Below are 17699 nucleotides of genomic sequence, written 5' to 3'. Positions count from 1 at the left end.
TCTCCTTTTTTAGAAGACCAACCTTCCTGTTGCCGGAAGGCTGATCCAGGTGAAACTTGACTTTATTTCAAATTCATCAGTGTCATTACATCCGTCTCGCTGGCTTGGTTGTACCATTCGTTAACTTCTTCGATCACGGTGTCTCCGCCTTTTTCATGCCACTGTTTCACAAAGGTATCAAATGCTTCAAGCGGCTCATTGCCATATATGATTTTGGTGAACGTCTCTTGTTCCATGGTGGTCAACTGTTCCCACACATTTTGCATCGTTGGCGTTGGTGGACCGTTAAACTCATTTGGCAGTAAAACATCCCTGTTTTCATAAGAAATCCGATATCCGTCCTGCGTCGTTTGATCCTTCGAGGCGCTCTGAATGAGGACACCCGTGTCGGCTTTAACTCCATTCGCCAGATCGTAGTAGGATTGACCGGGGCCATCAACACTCGGTGTATTTTTGGTAAATGCCATTTTGCCAACGCCTTGCACAGCCTCTAATGGCGTATTAAATTTCGTTGGATCAAAAGTGACTTCATCGTTAACGATATCGTAATCGTATCCCTGCGCGTAGCCGTATTTAAAATCACCCGTGCTGAACGCCGCGTCGTACATTTTATCGTAGTATAGGAAGAAGGCTTCCATGTTCTGAAAGTCCTTGTTAAACATGAACACGCCATCGTTTAATTGGGCGGACTGATAGGTCTTATCACCGCTCACGCCTTGAATGGTCGGATAAGCACTAATTTTTGCACCCTCCACATTTTTCTCTACGTCCTTCACGCTGTCGTAAAGCCAAGGACGACCAATGATGATACCAGCTTTCCCCTCCGTAAAATCAGACAGCGCATCCCAGGCCCCTTGGGTGGCCAATTCTTTGTTCAAGTACCCTTTGGCATACCACTCGCGTAACTTGGCAAGTGCCTCTTTGTTGCCAGGAGCCACAGATCCATAGGTGAGTTTGCCATTGTCGTTATGCCATTGCCTTGGAAGATGTTTGCCCGTAAATGCACTGAATATCATGACCGGATCGCTGACCCATCCCGTGTTGTAGGAATCTTTACCTGAAAAAGTAAAGCCGTATGTGTCTTTCTTGCCGTTCCCATCTGGATCCTCATTAGTGAACGCCGCGATGACTTGCTCAAACTCTTCAATCGTTGTTGGCGCTTTTAAATTTAATCTGTCCAACCAATCTTGGCGAATTAACATGACTTCGCCTTCCGTCAGATTCGGCGCGATCGCCATCCCGTAGACCTTGCCCTCCCTAACCACTGGATTGAAGGTGGTCGGGTATTGTTTGTATATTTCTTTTATCCGGTCAGGCATGTAGGTTGAGATGTCTTCTGTAATCTCCTTGACTTGCCCCGACTCAATCAGATCATTGACCAGCATGGTGTCATAGACGGGCAGAACGTCTGGCAGCTTCTCGGAACCCGTCAACGCCAGCCGCAGTTTGGTATTGTATTGTGAAGCATCACCTCCCAGCAGGGTGGTTTGGATTTTGATACCCAGGTTTTGTTCGCCCCAGCGGGTCAATACATTGTCATTTAACGTCTCACCGTTGATGTACTTTCCAGCATTTTCATCCTGTTGTTTGGCGATGGTGATCGTAAACGGTGGATCATATTTTCCATCTTTGAGCACCGATGCCGGCGCGGTCTCGGAAGCACTCTCCCCTTTGCTACAGCCAGCCACAAGAATAGCCGACAGCATAACCATACTTACCATTTTCCATAAATCAGTTCTTTTCTTCATAGAAACATGCCCCCTTCACTTATACTCAATTTGTTTTCTATATAAGTTCAACTAATTGCATATTTACACTGGCACTCCGATGACAGAACAACCTTCTGATCGCTGTTATCGTGTAAATTTTAGTTGAATTTATATAGCGATCCAATTTTTCGTCATCCTAACTATTCTTTGACGGCACCTAGTACAATTCCCTTCACGAAATATCGTTGTAAAAAAGGATAGACCAAAATGATCGGTAGTGTGCTGACGAAAATTTGAGCTGCTTTGATACTTTGTTCCGACATTGCAGCGACTTCAGACTGGCTCATCGCCATATTTTGCATATTGCTCTGCACGACAACGGTCTGTAAGAACGAAGCCAGCGGATACTTACTTGCATCCGACATGTACAATATCCCATCAAACCAGGAGTTCCAGTGCCCCACCATAATGAACAGGGATACGGTCGCGATGCCAGGCAGAGATAATGGTAAATATATTTTGCTGAGAATTACGAAAAAGGACGCTCCGTCAATGAAAGCTGCTTCTTCCAAGGCTTTTGGAATCGTTTTGAAAAAATTAACGAGAAGAATCAAATTATAAGCACCAAAAGCGCCTGGAAGCACAAGCGCCCATATGGTGTCCTTTAATCCAAGGGCTGTGATCAATATGTAAGAAGGTATCAATCCCCCCGAGAAGAGCATGGTGAAGATAAAAAACCACATGAGCACGTTGCGTCCCCGGAATTCCTTGGACAAGGCATATCCTGCACAGGTAAGGATAAACATGCTGATGGTTGTACCCAGTACGGTTCGAGTGATGGATGTCAGCATGGCACCGTTGAAATTAGAATTGTTGAACGTTTTTACATAGGCGTCCACATTGAACCCGACTGGCCAAAATGAAACCATATTACCGCTAATAGCCGCTTTGCTGCTGAGCGATTGTGCCAACAGATGAAGCAGTGGAAGAAAACACGCCAGACCAGCCAGTATCATGAACGCGTAATTAAAATAGGAGAATACTCTATAACCTGTCGTCTTATGGTACATGATCCCTCTCCCTCCTAGTTAGAATATTTTGTAATTGGCATACTTATAGGCCAGCCTATAAGAGACAACGATCAAGATCAAGCTAATCCCCGATTTGAACAGTCCTACAGCGGTTCCGAAGCCGTATTGCCCGTTTAACAAGGATGAACGGTAGACATAGGTGTCAATGATATCTCCTGTACTGTAGACAAGCGGATTGTACAGATTGAAGACTTGATCAAAGCCCGCGTCCAGAATATTGCCCAGACTCAGCGTAGAAATGACGATAATCATGGGCAACATGCTAGGCAAGGTAACGTATCGAATTTGCTGCCGGCGTGTGGCCCCATCGATCTCGGCCGCTTCGTAATAAGATGGATTAATCCCTGCAATGGTCGCTAAGTAGACAATCATGCCAAAACCAAAGCTCTTCCACACATCGCTGATCACAACCGTGAACCGAAACAGATCAGGATCACCCAAGAAGTAAATGGGATCGTTCCCGAAAATCCGGGTTAAGATGTGATTGATTCCTCCGTCTAATCCCAGAATGTCGATCATCAACCCTGCCACAGTAACCCAGGACAAGAAATGCGGTAGATACACCAGTGTCTGTACACTTTTCTTAATGCCCATATTTCGGATCTCGCTCAGTAGAATAGCCATGACAATCGGAACGATAATACCAACGATAATTTTGGAAACGGCGATAATTAACGTATTAACGATCGCTTGTGTGGCTTCTTTGTACTGGAAAATTCGTTCGAAATTATCTAACCCGATCCACCGGGAACCTGTGATGCCCAACCATGGTTTGTAGTCCTGAAATGCCATAAGCAAACCTACCATCGGGCCATAAGAAAAGATGCACACAAACACAAATGCGGGAATACACAGAACGTACAAAGGCCAGCTTTTCTTGATTTCCTTTTTGAATGAAGTCCGCTGGGAAAGCTTTGTTTTTGTTTGTTTCGCGGATCTGGCGGGCACAATCTCGTTAATGTTGCATACCTCCTCTATGATGGATTTTCGAAAGAGATCCTTGAAGATAAGCTTAACAAAAGCGCTTTCATTCCAAAATGCCAAAATTTCAAGATCATAACCCCGCCCTGAAGCATTTTAAAACCGCTTTCATTTATCACCAATGCTACCCTTCCGCTTTTCGAAGGTTTGGCTTATATTAAAGTTAATCCGATCTGGAGTTTGAACTTCTACGTTTGGCGATATGAAAGGAAACACATATGATCAGAAAAATGTATATGAAACGATTCATCTATTTCTTTGTTTTTTTTCTGCTGCTGACGTTGAGTTTGTTTTTCGTAATGAACCGATTGAGCTCCAAGACACTTGAAGAAAATCTGATTGGAGCTTCCAAAAACCAGCTTGATTATGTGAAAGGCATTCTTGACGGAATTATGTACGAGGCAAATATGTACGGGGTTCAGTATGCAGCTGACAGTGATGTTCGGTTTTATCAGAGACATGTTATTGAGCTGAGCAATTACGATTCCCAAATGAAGAAAAACGATATCGTTGATCGCTTGCGGCAAACGCTCCTATCCAGTCGATCGATTGAATCGATCGGCATTTACTGGAAGTCTGAAGAAACGTTTCTGTCCACGAACAATACACCGGAAGCGAGACTTCCGTTCAAGGATGTTCATGAGCGGGGATGGCAAATTGTCGGCAATAGCTTGTATTACTTTGCCCTCTACCCTTACATCCAAAAATCCGGACAAAATGAACCGACTCAGTACGTCGTTGGTGTAAAGCTGAATACCGATTATTTGAAAAATCTGCTGAAAAAGGCTGTGAACAACGACAGCTCAAACGCTTTTTTTCTCTTTAACCCCCAACAAATATGGAGTGAGAAAAAAGTCGATAATGATCTGTTGAAAGCGGTTACTGAAATGCTTACGCCCCAGCCAGAGATCACTTTGAAATATGATTATCATACCAATTCGGACGATTACTATGTTCTTTCCCGATATATTGAATCAATCGACGCCTACCTGATTACATATACACAGACAAATGATTTTCTGCAACCGATTGACCGTAACCGTAAAGTATTTTTTGCCAGCATTTTAGCCGTTTTCACGCTTGGTTTGGTTGTAATCTTTACGTTTTACCGGAACTATTACCGTAATATTCGTTTGTTGGAGAGGAAGTTTTCACAGGTCGAACAAGGCAATCACAATACACGTATTACCGAAAATACGGATAGAGAGTTTTACAGCTTGTTTAGAAGTTTTAATCATATGGTTACCGAGATCCAGGATCTGTTTGTATCCTTGAAGACTGAAACGGAACTAAGACGAAGTGCGGAACTTCAACAACTTCAAGCTCAGATTAATCCTCATTTTTTGTACAACAGTTTGTTTTTCATCATGTCGGTGGCTCAGTTTTCACCTGATTCTGTCATGCGCATGAGCAAACATCTAGCTGAATATTATCGTTATTTAACCAAGTTGGACCGGCATGAAGTTACGCTGGAAAGCGAGCTTCAGTTTGCGGAACATTTCCTGATCATTATGGCTCTCAGCAAAAAAATGGAGTACAGCATTGATCTGCCACCAGAACTGGCCTCGCTTCCCCTTATGCCGTTGATCATCCAGCCAGTGGTGGAAAATGCGATTCAACATGGAATTGAAGGACAACAAGGTGCGCATCGGGTAACAATTGATGTCAAACAGACAGAGACTGCGATAACGATCAAGGTCTCCGATGACGGAAAAGGTCTTTCGCTGGATGATATCCGCAGCCTGGAGGCTCGGCTTGAGAGTGATACCCCGCCTGAAGGAATTAAAGGCGTAGGGCTCTGGAATGTAAATCGACGTCTGAAAAATACGTACGGCGAACGTAGCGGGTTACATTTTGGTACTAATGATTGGGGCGGCTTGTCCGTCCTGCTGCTCATCAGCATTCCCGTGGTGAAAGGAGATAACTAATGCGTTTATTAATTGTGGATGACGGACATTATGTCGTTGAATATATGAAGCACTTACTCGATTGGAACACCTTTGGCATTGATCAGATCGAGACGATGACCAATTCGATTGATGCCCGAGATATGTTGACTCAAAACCACATCGATATTCTGATCACTGACATCCGAATGCCTGAGGTCTCTGGTATTGATCTGCTTCAACATATCCACCAACATAACTTGCCAACCAAAGTGATCATCCTTTCCGGCTACTCCGAGTTCGAATATGCGCAACAAGGAATTCGTTTAGGTGCGCTCGATTACCTGCTCAAACCTGTCGACAAAGATGATGTGGAGAAAGCCATGTCCAAAGCCATCAACAATATTACAAAGACACGGCCCGTTCAATCGATCGCATGGGAGAACTTCGATGGATTGGCGTTTCTGCTATCACTTCTTGGTCATAACGAGACATTAAGGAAGCAATATGATGTTTATACTGAATTTTTAGGGCGTCGTCGTATGTGCTGCTTCAAGCTAGAGGGTTTTACACAGGAACATGAGGATGCTATAAAACATGCTGTCGGAGATAAATTGAATCGTCTCGTTTGGAATGCGGGAACGCGACTGTTCGGTCTTGTTCCGGAAGAGGCTGCTGCAGAACTGACCATCAAACTGGAGCAATCAGTCGCGTCTCCTCCCTTTTCATTGACCGACCGAAACGTGACCCGGCAGATGTTCTACAGGTTCTTTCTTAATGAGGACGTACACTTAGAAGACTTCAATGGCATATTCAACCATTCTCCGTCATGCGGTGATTGGGAGTCGGCGGGAAATATCATTAAAAAATATGATCAAATCCGTCTCCGAAAGCAAAAAATAATATTTCTCATGGAGACCATTCTATATGTATATCTGGCGGACACGGTTCGGGATGACTCTGAAACCGTGGATTGGATATTCAACCAGTTACGGTATCCTGATGAACTATCCTCAACTCTCATGGATCGGGTCAGTCGGATCAGAAACAACAAACAGATGTCCATTCAAACCATCGTTGACAAAGTGCAAACGTATATCGAAGAGCATCTGTCACATGGCCTTAGCCTGGATGAACTGGGGAAAGTTGCACATCTCCATCCCGTCTACTTTTCCAAACTGTTTAAACAGGAGACAGGCGAAAATGTGTCAAACTACATTTCCAGGAAAAGATTGGAGAAGGCTTCTCAACTGCTTCAAGATTCGGCACTTCGTGTAGCCGATATAGCGCAAATGGTTGGTTACCGAAAAAATCAATATTTTATTCAGTTGTTCAAAGTGGAATACGGAGTTACGCCCTATCAGTACCGCAGAAATATGATCCATCAATGACTTCGGTTGTATATGTTACACAAATGATATGTCCAATGCAGTACCGAAAAAGCCCAACTTCCACTCTTCAGTCTAAAGAGTGAGTTGGGTCTTTGTAGTGCAATTAATGGGTTAAGTCGATCATCTTATCAAAGCAATATGAATCTCTGTCATAGCCGTTATGCTCATAAAAAGCATGGGCGTTGGTTCGCTTCATACCGCTGCATAAAATAATACTTGATATTCCCCGTTCTTTAGCATAATTTTCAGTCTGTCTTAGTAGTTTTGTACCTATCCCGCTATTTTGCAACTCCCTTTTAACAGCAAGCGCCTGAATATGTAGATAACCAATTGGAACTCCTACAGATAATGACTGTACAATAGTTACAAAACCGACCACATTATTTTCTATCAATGCGACAAATGATTTGTAATTCCCTACCTTATTCATCTCTTCCATAGTCACTCGGAAGTTTGCATCATTAACATTACGAATTTCAAGTACATCATTCCATAAATAAACAACTTCAGCATAGTCATCTGATATAATTTCTCGTATTTTAATATCCATACTAAACAACCTCCTCAAGATAAAATAATCGAACAATATCCCGTATCCCTCTACTTGCGTTAAGGTTCTCCGCGCTGTCAGTAATAGCAAGTTAAAGGGGCATCCTTTGTCGGGATGACCCTTTATTAATCTAAATTTGTTCAGTTTTCATCTTCGTTAACGCCTGCATTTCGCTCGCATAAGAGGGTTATTTTTTCTTCACAGGTATCCAGATTTCTCCTGAAACATTCCCATGCCGTGCCATTCCATAATACATTTCAAATGTAGGGCCCTCAACCTGTTCGTATTCAGATGTCGGAAACCACTCAGAATAGATTCGTTGCCATAATTTTTGCATATCACTCTGCGGCTCCGGGAAAACTGCCCACATTGATGCTGGAACAGCAAGTTTTGTGAATCTCTCCGGAATTTCAAGCCCCTTAGGTACATGATAACAGATCATGTATTTGAAAGATTCTTTCGTGTGATCATAAAGGGCAGCATGTAACATGGTGTCACCAAAACGTCCCAGTAAGTCGTTCATAAGATCAACGCTGCCATCTTCATCACATTTTATACGGAATTGAGGAACTTCAGAGAACGCTGTTTTCTGGTCTGCATTTATAATTCCATATACTCCAAACATCTCAAAAGAATCTCTTTGCTCAATACGGTAATTCATTTCGACATCCCCTTTTATTGAAATATGAAAGGACATTCGAGGATAGGCTTTCAGAGAAACGCCTGTATCGCGTGCAGATGTAGGCATAATGCCATGAAGATTTTTAAAGGCCCGTGCAAACGCCTCCGGCGAATCATATCCATATTTCATGGCTACATCAATAACCTTTGAGTCTGTTGTCTGCAGTTCGAATGCTGCCAACGTCAACCGTCGACGTCGAATGTACTCCGATAACGATACGCCAGTAATAAATGGAAACATTCTTTGAAAATGATAGGTAGAGCAACAGGCTCTCTGTGCTATTTTATCAAATGAAATAGTGTTTTCTAGATTTGTTTCGATATACTCCATGGCACTATTCATCCTGTCTAACCAATCCATCGTATTCCCTCCCTTCAAGGTCATTTTATGGGAAACAAATAATGAATACCTTGCAATTTCTGCACGAAAAAGTCAGCCAAAAACTTGCCCTTATATATGATATGGTTCACCGGGTCATCACTGGAGTAATCAAGAACAAACTAGACATGAGCGAATCATCTGGAAGTACAACTATGGGACTGGTTTTCCCAGCGTATCTTATTCGTACGCTTGCGCAATCCATGTTGCGAAGTATATCGACATATAAGTTGGATTTCACCTAAAAAAGTATCCATTCATTACAGTATTCAGGTAGAAAATAATAGAACTTTTTACGTGCGTGTCTTCCGGGCTAAGGTGTCTAAACGAACCATTTTTGTTTTTTAACTTTGTACTGATTCCCTTATTCCCTATGATAAAAAAAGAATCCACTCCGACAGTCAAAGGAATGGTTCTTTTTAGGGATAGAACATTCAGTTTATTTATTAGCGACAATTGTAAATTCCCATGGAATGTTCTCATTTTCCCAACCACGATGCTCATCAAATTTCTTTATATTAAAGCCAGATGTAATAACGGAATTTATTATTTCGCTAAGGGTATACAGCCTAATCGAAACATCTGGAAAGTCTTGTTGTTCATCCTCATCGAAATAATGTTTATATGCTACATCCCCACTATGTAATTCTTCGTCAAAGTAGTTTTGTTGGATTGGGTATTCGATTTGAGAATTAGAGGATACGAAACATCTTCTTAAAGGATGAAAGTCACTCAAAATCATTACACCATCATCTTTAAGTAATGAGAACAGTAGAGACATGAATTTTTCAATGTCATTGAAATAGTGTAAAATTCCGCCTTCCAAATATAACATGTCAAAATGACCACTATACTTTTCTAAATCTATATCATAAATGTCAGTAACAACATATTGTATAGAGACATTAGCGGAATCTGCCAGTTCTAGAGCATATTTTTTGTTTTCTTCAGATATATCAAATACGGTTACATCTGCGCCTAACAGAGCTATTGGGACTGCTTTTCTTCCGTTTGAACCACATAGGTTAGCAATCCTTTTTCCTTAGGTGAACCATCTCGTTTGTTCCAAAACTCATATGCCCGATGTTCCCAAGCTACCTTATTTTTAGCACTTTGTTCATTCATACTAAGTCAAATCTCCCTTCTATTACCCTGTTATGAGAGCGCATACAATTCTATAGTAGAATATGGGCTGACGCCCTATCCTATATAAACAACTATACTCAACACTCCACCGAATTCCTTAAAATAAGAATATTCTCTTGAAGGAACGTATGATTTTTTTCAATGCCTCTTTTTTTACACCAAACAACTGCGCTGAAAGCATCGTAAAAATCGTAAAATGGCAGCACTCTTTCCAGAGCCAACATAGGTCGAATCGATTGATAACCTTTAATGAACGGTATCTTTGTTCTTGGATTGGCTTTCCAAATATATCGATTAACTTTTGTGAAATCTATTTCCGAGGAACCACTACGAGCACTCTCGAAATCAATAATGCCAGCAACCTCGTTACCATTCACCAATATATTACCTGGTCTAAAATCCATGTGAACAATGCATGGTCCGTCAGGATGCGGTAAAGCAGAGAAAACTCCATCAAAGTGATGAATACATCTCTCATACAATTCAGAGTCGAGAATTTCTTTACATGGCTCTTTCCACTTTTCAAAATTACTTTTGATATGTAATCTCCAATTATTTTGGTCAAGTAACTTAAAACCATCTGTTACATGGTAACCATACCCAGGAGTATTAACCTCATGGAGCATAGCATGATACACGCCAATCTGAAAAGAAAGTTTCTCATCAATCTCTCCTGTACAAGGCATACCCTGAATTGCTGAAAGGAGCAAAGCTCCAGCAGCACCTTCATCCCCGTACCATATGTCCAATACCTTAGGAACCGGTATTACACCCTTTAATTGTTCAAGCATCTGAAATTCACGGAATAGTTTATCCTTATTAAAGGGGATTTTCACAAACACGTTTTCTCCACTGACGAGAGTAAGTTTGTATACATCAGAACTAAACGACTCTGGAACATCTTCGATATTTAAGACATTCAACTTTAGCTTTTCTATAACTTTTAGAATGGTATTCATATGTCGCCTCCTGTTTTGGAAGATTTCTTCCGATTTTATTACGAGGTCGCGAAAAGAATACATGGATCAAGGCAGATTATTCTATGAAAAATATTTTCCTGAATGCAAATCTGTTATTGCTCTTTTCCTTTAAAAAACATCTTGCCAACCATAAGTCCCATAGCAGATGAACAGATCAGATACCCAAAGAACAAGAAAAGTAAATAAACACCATGAAGATCTGCAGGAATCTGTTTCAAACCTTCAAACCAAGCTAAACGAAAAGGATAAAAGATGACTACCCAAATGATCAGCAAGAAAAGAAGAAAATTAATTATTTTTAGCACAATAATGATCCTTTCAAGCTTGAGTGGAAACAGTTGAATGTATATGCTCCAACTTTCATTTTGCATTACCTTACCACTGTCCGCACTATAATAGTTAGCTTATGTATTAGGGTTGATATGTTGAATCTATAAATAATTACTAATTATAACAGGAAACACTAAGGGTATATCTTATTCTTCAGTCCAACGTCAACGTTAAGTGTATAATTCGTCTTGCTTTAAGTTTAGGAAGATGATCGTTACGGCATTAAGAAGCCCTTTCTTTTGGTAGAACGAGCTTCTTTTTGCGTTTCACGATAACACTTTATGCTTACTGGACACCAGGCGCGTTTTCATTCGTAGTTAAATTCGATCTTTTCTTCTTTCTTGGCTGCCCTTTCCAGGACAGATAAGTCCAAATCCGTAGGATATACTCGAGAGGACCATTGCTAAATTTCTTAAGATATAGCGGACTGAGCCACAATTGAATGCCGTAGACAGCAAGCGCAATAATTGCTCCGATAAACACGCCAGCACTTCCAAACAGTCCCAGGCCATATCCATAGAAAATTGTCGTACAGATTACGCTCTGCATCAGATAATTCGTCAACGAGAGACGGCCAACTGCCTCAAACCTGCCCAACAGGCTGGAACGGCGGTTTCCCGCATACAACAGTGCAAATGCGTATATGTATCCCAGTGCAAGCAATGTTCCTCCAAGCGTCCCCCCGATTCCGATACCAAGCCAACCTTCCGCACCCAATTGTGGAGCCAATACGCCGTATGCTTTGAGTATCAAACCTACTGGAATCAATAACAATGCCCGGCGAAGATACTTACTCCGCATCGTTTGGGGATCGCTAAACGTGCCGATTCTGGCAGCGTGCATACCGAGCAGGAACATCGGTACTGTCATGAGTGGGGCTAACAGCAGGATCAACAAGGCAAATGACAGCTCCAAATCCCCGCCGAATGGATCGCCGTTATTACTGAAATTTCTGATTTCCGCGTATGTACCGTTGCCGTAGACATCCTGACTTTGAATGATGTAGTTCTCCATATGAATGGACTCAGTAGCCAGCGGGTTCATCGGATTAGATGCCGGGATACCAAGTATGCCCGCTCCGATGAGTAGCAGTACCGCCCAAATGAGCAGCGTTTTGGGCTTCCGATTAAGAAACATGAGCAAGAAGAAACCGAGTACACCATAAAATGTCAGGATATCCCCTTCCCACAGATAGATGATGTGCAGTAATCCGATTCCAAACAGTAGTAGAAAACGGCGTGCCAGATGACACTTTGGTCGTAAATCTCGTGATTTTAGGCTTTCCGAGAGCTTAACCATTCCGAAGCCAAACATAAATGCAAAAATCGGCATAAAACTGCCCACTACAGTGATCAGCAGGAACGAGAGGAAAGCCTGATCAGCTCCGCCGATCCCGAACAGTTCGGGTTTACTCTGGCCATACATTCCATATTGAAAAGCCAGCATATTCGCCAGCACAATGCCGGCCAGACTGAATCCGCGCAGTCCATCAATGACTTGAACGCGCTTTTTTGATGTGCTCAATCAATCACCTCTGTCTATAACATAAAGATCAGATCTAAATATACGTTAAATCCTTCCATAATTTCAACATAAATTAATAAGCAAGGGTTTATAATACGATCTGTTATAACGTACCAATAAAACAAAGACAAAAAAAGTCGCTAAATTTAGCGACTTTCAGTTTGAACACCTTAAAGAGTGACAATAATCGGACCATTCTTGGTAAGAATAATGGTATGTTCTATTTGAGCTACATAGCTGTTTTTAGTAACAAAGGTCCAGCCGTCTCCCGTTTGTTCTACTTCTTCTTCTGAAGTGGAGATAAATGGCTCGAATGCGATAACCATGCCTTCTTTTAACAATTCATCATCCGATGGATCATTATAATTATAGATGTGGTCAGGTGCTTCATGTATTCCACGTCCAACACCATGTCCTGTAAGGTTTTTAATAACCGTTAATTCATGCTGTCTGGCAGTTTGGAATACGGCTTTTCCGATTCCACTTTTTTTGGAGCCTGGTTTTGCTTTTTTAAGACCTGCTTCAAATGCCAGTTTAACAACGTCGCATATTTTCGTTAACACTTCTGCACCTTCGCCTACGACAAACGAGATTCCCGTATCTGCAAAATAACTGTTCTTGGAGCCAGACACATCAATATTGACGATGTCCCCTTCTTGAATAACCCGATCTCCCGGAATACCATGTGCCACTTCTTCATTAACACTAATACAAGTAAATCCCGGGAAATTATATTCACTTTTTGGAGCAGAAACTGCGCCAGCTTTCTCAAAAAGCTCTCCTGCCAAATCATCAAGCTCTTTAGTGGTTATGCCTGGGATGGTTCTTTGAACCAATTCATCTCTAATTGAAGCCACAATTTTGCCAATTTCCTTCAAGCCATTAAAATCTTCTTCTGTTCTTGCGATCATTTTTTCTACCTCACTATCTTTTATCACTAATTGATTACATAAGTATTTTTTTGATTGAACATTAGATAATCATATCCAAAGCAGCAAAGCTTCGCAACTTTTTTATCAAGCTCACAGATCAAAATCCGATGAGTTCAAACAGTTTTGTTTTTAGTAGCACACCATGACGTTGATCAATTGGAGATCGTAATGCGAAGATTAGAAAAGAAAGCCTCAGTCCCGATATCTACGAATAGACCAATATATCCAGTGATCACTGTCGCTTTAGTCTGATCTATAGAAATACACTCGGTCCCACCAATATATGCTTTCAGATTTGAATTATCCATGACTAATGTAAGATTAACCCACTCTGCAGGACCAATGTCTGCTCCCGCTTCGAAACGACCATCCGGGTATTCTTGTCTCAGACGGTCGAATTTCCAATCTGGATATGCAAAATACTGGAGAGCACGTTTGTCGCGTGGCGCCTCCGGCTTTGTCTTTAAGCCATTAAGGGGACGAATATAAACGGCTTCAAAGGCATCCGTATGGTCACTTATGCGATATGCCAGTCCTGCAAATCCGCGTGCATAAGCCGGAGCATCATCTCTTAACTTGCTAAAGATATCCACCGATAAAGTACCATTTTTAAATTCTACAGGAATTTTCAAGAATGTCGGCATGTCGATGAAATCAATGTTTGGTACACCATGGGATACCTCATCCGTTAACGTAACTCGTAATGTCTGACGACCGCCCATCTGAACTGGGGTAGCAGTAACCGAGTGAGGTTGTGCTCCTTCTGGAATCGTCTCAAGATTGTAATCGATGATCCGATTGCTCATAACTTTCTCCTCCTCATTCATTCGTGATTACGATTTTACCATTCGCTGTATTACTCTCCATGAACAGATGAGCCGCTGCTATTTCTTCGAGCTTGAACACTTTAGCAATGGGCGGGACAAGCGCATGATCCTTGATGTGGTTAAACAGATTGACTAACACCGTTTCTTTAATAACTTCACTTGTAAAAGCCGTAAACAAAACACCTGTCGGTATATCAATTAATGGTTCAAACGAATTAAGGGTCCATTCATTGCCCAAGATGCCTGACATGCATAAGATGCCTCTCTCCGAAACCAATTGCAAAGACTCCTTCAAGGTAAGCGTTCCGATCAATTCCAGCACCTTGTCTACGCCATTTGGAGCAATTTCAACTACTTTATTTGTAAAATGTTCATCATCCAGTATTGCGAAGTCCGCACCCGCCTGTTGAAGATAAGCCAGCTTTCCGCTGTCACGAGTGGTCGATATGACGGTGGCTCCTACGCTTTTGGCAAGCTGGAGGGCAGCCAGGCCAACGGAACTGGTCCCGCCACGAATGAGAAGTACTTCTCCCGTAGTTAATTGAAGACTTTCAAATAACGATGCATATGCCGTGTAATACATTTCCGGAATGGCAGCGAGCGTAGTCCACTCCATTCCTTCAGGAATGAGATACACCTGCTCTGAAGGAATCAAAGCATACTCCGCATAGCTTCCATCAAATTCTCGCCCCAACCCTCCCATCAGAGAAGCAACATGCTGTCCTTTTTGGAATGTGCTATCCGATGCGTCCTCGATCTCCCCCACGCACTCAATACCAATGATCCGCGGAAATTGTACGGAGGGTGAGTGCCCCTGCCTTGTATACATTTCTGAGCGGTTAATACCAAATGCTCTGATTTTGATTAACACCCAGCCTGGTTTAACTTCGGGAATAGGTACCTCCCGTACGTTTAGTTCTTCAGGTGCACAGGCACCTTCCAGTACAACTGCCTTCATCACAATTTATCTCCCCGCTCCGATATAGATTCGTTTTTCCAACTGAATGAATAATGTATTTGTCGCTAGAGCAAGTCCTGCGGACAGGATGCTTCCCCATAGAATTTTATCGATATTCATGGTGCGTAAACCATCATATAAGATCGTCCCTAACCCGCCTGCGTTGATAAATGCAGCAATAGTCGCCATACCAATCGTAGATACGGAGGCAAGACGCAGTCCTGTAAAAAGGGTTTGAATTGCCAAGGGTGCCCGAATCTGAATCAATATTTGCAAACGACTCATGCCCAGCCCGGTGGCTGCCTCAATGATAGGTTCGTCCACATGATTCAAACCGGCGATAAAATGGCGCAGAAGAATGTATTGATTATATAGAATCAGCACGATAATTGCCGTCGTTGTACCCAACCCCGTCACAGGAATCATAATGGTGAACAAAGCCAAGCTGGGGATGGAATACAGAATGGAAAAAACATAAATGAAAACGCGTGACACCCAGTCCGAAGTCAGTACTACGATGGTAAGAATCACGGCAATAATAATGGAGATCACCATGGTAATGACCAGGATCTCCATATGCTCTAACAGGGCTTTTCCCCACTTATCTGGATGTTTGATGGCATAGTCGATCATTTTAAGTCCTCCCAGAAACGCTCTTGCTCCCTTGAAGATTGAATAAGCGACGCTACGAATTCATCGGCAGGATGATTAACGATTTCTTTTGGCGTATCAAACTGGCACACTTTTCCTTGATTCATGATAATGACCCGGGTCCCCAACTTGAACGCTTCATTAATGTCATGTGTGACGAACAGGAATGTTTTATTCGACCCTCCATGAATTTTCAATAATTCATCCTGTAAATGGAGACGGGTAATCGCGTCCAAAGCTCCAAAAGGCTCGTCCAGAAGCATGATCGCAGGATTGGTCGCCAAAGCCCGGGCGAGTCCAATTCGCTGTTGTTGTCCTCCAGATAATTGGGAAGGATAGCGATGTTCATACGTCCGAGGGTCCAGTCCCACCAGATGCAGTAGTTCGGAGACCCTCTGCTCAGTTTTCTCTTTATCCCATTTCAAAAGACGAGGTACGGTAGCGATATTTTTCGCGATAGTCATATGCGGGAACAATCCAACCTGCTGGATGACGTAACCAATCTTTCTTCTTAACATCACGGGATCTATAACCGCAATATCTTCTCCAAACAGCTGAATGTTTCCCTGAGAAGGTTCATACAAGCGGTTTACCATTTTCAAAAGTGTTGTTTTTCCAGATCCAGAGGAGCCTAGTATCGTAATAAACTCCCCTTCATCAATAGACAAATTCACATGATTCACTGCGTATTCATTGGAGTTTGAATAGGTTTTGCACACATGATGAAATTTGATGGCTGGTGGCCCCATATTACCATTACGTTTATTGGATGGATTCATAAAAGGCTTTTGCAACGTCTTCATATTCTTCTTGATCAACATCCACTTTGGCATTAAGTGCTGTGATCGTGTCTGTGTCCAGTGCCGAACTGATCTTGTTGAGAACTTCCGCGATATCTGGATGTGCAGACAGCACTTCATCACGGATGACAGGAGCCAAGTTGTAAGGGGGCCATACTTGTTTGTCATCTTCCAATAGGATGTACTGATCTTTATTTACGAGTTGTCCTTCCGTCGTATATGCAGGTGCAACATCTGCCTCGTTATTTTTAAGCACTTCATATTTCAGACTATTGTCATACACTTTGGAGGACTTCCAGTTTAGTTTGCCATATACTTTTTCCAATGCCGGAATACCATCTGCACGCTGATCCACTTCGCCTTGGGAGGCAAATCGAAGCTCGGTTGCATGCTTTTGCAAATCAGTAATCGTCTTGATCCCCAATTTTTCCGAGGCTTCTGCACGAATGACGAGCCCTGCTCCATCATTAGCTTTGGAATAGTCGAGCCAGGTTAAGTTAAATTGTTTTTTATATTCTTCCTTCACTGTGGCATATACTTCATCCGGATCTGTCAACAAGTCCAGCTTCAGGATGGCTAACAAACCGGTGCCTGTGTATTCGGGGTACATATCGATTTCTTGATTTACAATGGAAGAATGGATCACAGAACCCGCAATGTTAGGTACACGCTCTACTTGGTAACCAGCATCCTCCAACGCCAAAGCGTAAAGTTCCCCCACAATCAGATTTTCAGTGAAATCTTTGGTGCCGATTCGAATCGATGTTTCTTTATTTTCCGAAGCCTGATTTTTTTGCTCACCACATGCACTTAATACGAGTGATAATGCGATGATAAGTGAAGTTATGATATAGATTTTTTTCTTTTTATTTTTCATGTCGTT

At 42.2% G+C, this 17699-nt stretch carries 19 protein-coding genes; 3 read left to right on the top strand and 16 right to left on the bottom strand.

What is annotated here, in order from left to right; genetic code table 11:
• Positions 1-62: 62 nt before the first annotated feature.
• The 3 genes from V6669_RS15580 to V6669_RS15570 form a co-directional block, all read right to left on the bottom strand.
• Complete coding sequence (locus V6669_RS15580) at positions 63-1748, bottom strand: hypothetical protein (protein WP_338586780.1); 1686 nt, start codon at positions 1746-1748, stop codon at positions 63-65.
• A 161-nt stretch (positions 1749-1909) separates the two neighbouring features.
• Entirely contained in the window at positions 1910-2779 is an 870-nt protein-coding gene (locus tag V6669_RS15575) for a carbohydrate ABC transporter permease (RefSeq protein WP_017688372.1), read from the bottom strand.
• Between the two features lie 18 nt (positions 2780-2797).
• The gene (locus V6669_RS15570) at positions 2798-3682 is read right to left on the bottom strand and encodes an ABC transporter permease subunit (protein ID WP_036616097.1); all 885 of its coding nucleotides are present in this window, start codon (positions 3680-3682) and stop codon (positions 2798-2800) included.
• A 317-nt stretch (positions 3683-3999) separates the two neighbouring features.
• On the opposite strand from V6669_RS15570, the gene V6669_RS15565 reads away from it, so the two are divergent.
• Entirely contained in the window at positions 4000-5709 is a 1710-nt protein-coding gene (locus V6669_RS15565; RefSeq protein WP_338586777.1) for a histidine kinase, read from the top strand.
• Positions 5709-7058 (top strand): response regulator, encoded by a 1350-nt coding sequence (locus tag V6669_RS15560; protein WP_338586776.1) that lies wholly within the window; start codon positions 5709-5711, stop codon positions 7056-7058. The genes V6669_RS15565 and V6669_RS15560 overlap by 1 nt, the downstream gene beginning before the upstream one ends.
• Before the next feature lie 103 nt (positions 7059-7161).
• Here the strand turns inward: V6669_RS15560 and V6669_RS15555 are convergent, their stop codons facing one another.
• Both V6669_RS15555 and V6669_RS15550 read right to left on the bottom strand, forming a co-directional pair.
• Positions 7162-7608, bottom strand: coding sequence for a GNAT family N-acetyltransferase (locus tag V6669_RS15555; RefSeq protein ID WP_338586775.1), 447 nt, complete (start codon positions 7606-7608; stop codon positions 7162-7164).
• 187 nt (positions 7609-7795) lie between these two features.
• Positions 7796-8650 carry an AraC family transcriptional regulator gene (locus tag V6669_RS15550; protein ID WP_338586773.1) on the bottom strand — a complete coding sequence of 285 codons (855 nt, stop codon included), beginning with the start codon at positions 8648-8650 and terminating at the stop codon, positions 7796-7798.
• A gap of 41 nt (positions 8651-8691) precedes the next feature.
• On the opposite strand from V6669_RS15550, the gene V6669_RS15545 reads away from it, so the two are divergent.
• Positions 8692-8913, top strand: coding sequence for a hypothetical protein (locus V6669_RS15545; protein ID WP_338586772.1), 222 nt, complete (start codon positions 8692-8694; stop codon positions 8911-8913).
• 194 nt (positions 8914-9107) lie between these two features.
• On the opposite strand, the gene V6669_RS15540 is transcribed toward V6669_RS15545, so the two are convergent.
• The 11 genes from V6669_RS15540 to V6669_RS15490 form a co-directional block, all read right to left on the bottom strand.
• The gene (locus V6669_RS15540; RefSeq protein WP_338594961.1) at positions 9108-9653 is read right to left on the bottom strand and encodes a class I SAM-dependent methyltransferase; all 546 of its coding nucleotides are present in this window, start codon (positions 9651-9653) and stop codon (positions 9108-9110) included.
• A 2-nt stretch (positions 9654-9655) separates the two neighbouring features.
• The gene (locus tag V6669_RS15535) at positions 9656-9793 is read right to left on the bottom strand and encodes a hypothetical protein (protein ID WP_338586771.1); all 138 of its coding nucleotides are present in this window, start codon (positions 9791-9793) and stop codon (positions 9656-9658) included.
• Positions 9794-9891: 98 nt separating this feature from the next.
• Positions 9892-10773, bottom strand: a complete 882-nt coding sequence (locus V6669_RS15530) for an aminoglycoside phosphotransferase family protein (protein WP_338586769.1) — start codon at positions 10771-10773, stop codon at positions 9892-9894.
• A gap of 113 nt (positions 10774-10886) precedes the next feature.
• On the bottom strand, positions 10887-11165 hold the full coding sequence (locus V6669_RS15525) for a hypothetical protein (RefSeq protein ID WP_338586767.1): 279 nt from the start codon (positions 11163-11165) through the stop codon (positions 10887-10889).
• A 244-nt stretch (positions 11166-11409) separates the two neighbouring features.
• Entirely contained in the window at positions 11410-12648 is a 1239-nt protein-coding gene (locus V6669_RS15520; protein ID WP_338586766.1) for a DUF418 domain-containing protein, read from the bottom strand.
• 170 nt (positions 12649-12818) lie between these two features.
• Positions 12819-13559, bottom strand: a complete 741-nt coding sequence (map, locus tag V6669_RS15515; protein ID WP_124114771.1) for a type I methionyl aminopeptidase — start codon at positions 13557-13559, stop codon at positions 12819-12821.
• Between the two features lie 173 nt (positions 13560-13732).
• Complete coding sequence (locus V6669_RS15510) at positions 13733-14386, bottom strand: hypothetical protein (protein WP_338586765.1); 654 nt, start codon at positions 14384-14386, stop codon at positions 13733-13735.
• A gap of 13 nt (positions 14387-14399) precedes the next feature.
• A complete protein-coding gene (locus V6669_RS15505; protein WP_338586764.1) occupies positions 14400-15365 on the bottom strand; it encodes a zinc-binding alcohol dehydrogenase family protein in 966 nt (321 codons plus the stop codon).
• Between the two features lie 6 nt (positions 15366-15371).
• The gene (locus tag V6669_RS15500) at positions 15372-15998 is read right to left on the bottom strand and encodes an ABC transporter permease (RefSeq protein WP_338586763.1); all 627 of its coding nucleotides are present in this window, start codon (positions 15996-15998) and stop codon (positions 15372-15374) included.
• A complete protein-coding gene (locus V6669_RS15495) occupies positions 15995-16810 on the bottom strand; it encodes an ABC transporter ATP-binding protein (RefSeq protein ID WP_338586762.1) in 816 nt (271 codons plus the stop codon). Before V6669_RS15495 ends, V6669_RS15500 begins: the two co-directional genes overlap by 4 nt.
• The gene (locus V6669_RS15490) at positions 16779-17693 is read right to left on the bottom strand and encodes a glycine betaine ABC transporter substrate-binding protein (RefSeq protein WP_338586761.1); all 915 of its coding nucleotides are present in this window, start codon (positions 17691-17693) and stop codon (positions 16779-16781) included. Before V6669_RS15490 ends, V6669_RS15495 begins: the two co-directional genes overlap by 32 nt.
• Positions 17694-17699: the final 6 nt, after the last annotated feature.

It is taken from the genome of Paenibacillus sp. Y5S-9, assembly GCF_036894235.1.
Taxonomy (GTDB): Bacteria; Bacillota; Bacilli; order Paenibacillales; family Paenibacillaceae; genus Paenibacillus.
Note: the sequence above shows the minus strand (reverse complement) of the source record. Positions and strands in the feature narration are given on the sequence as shown.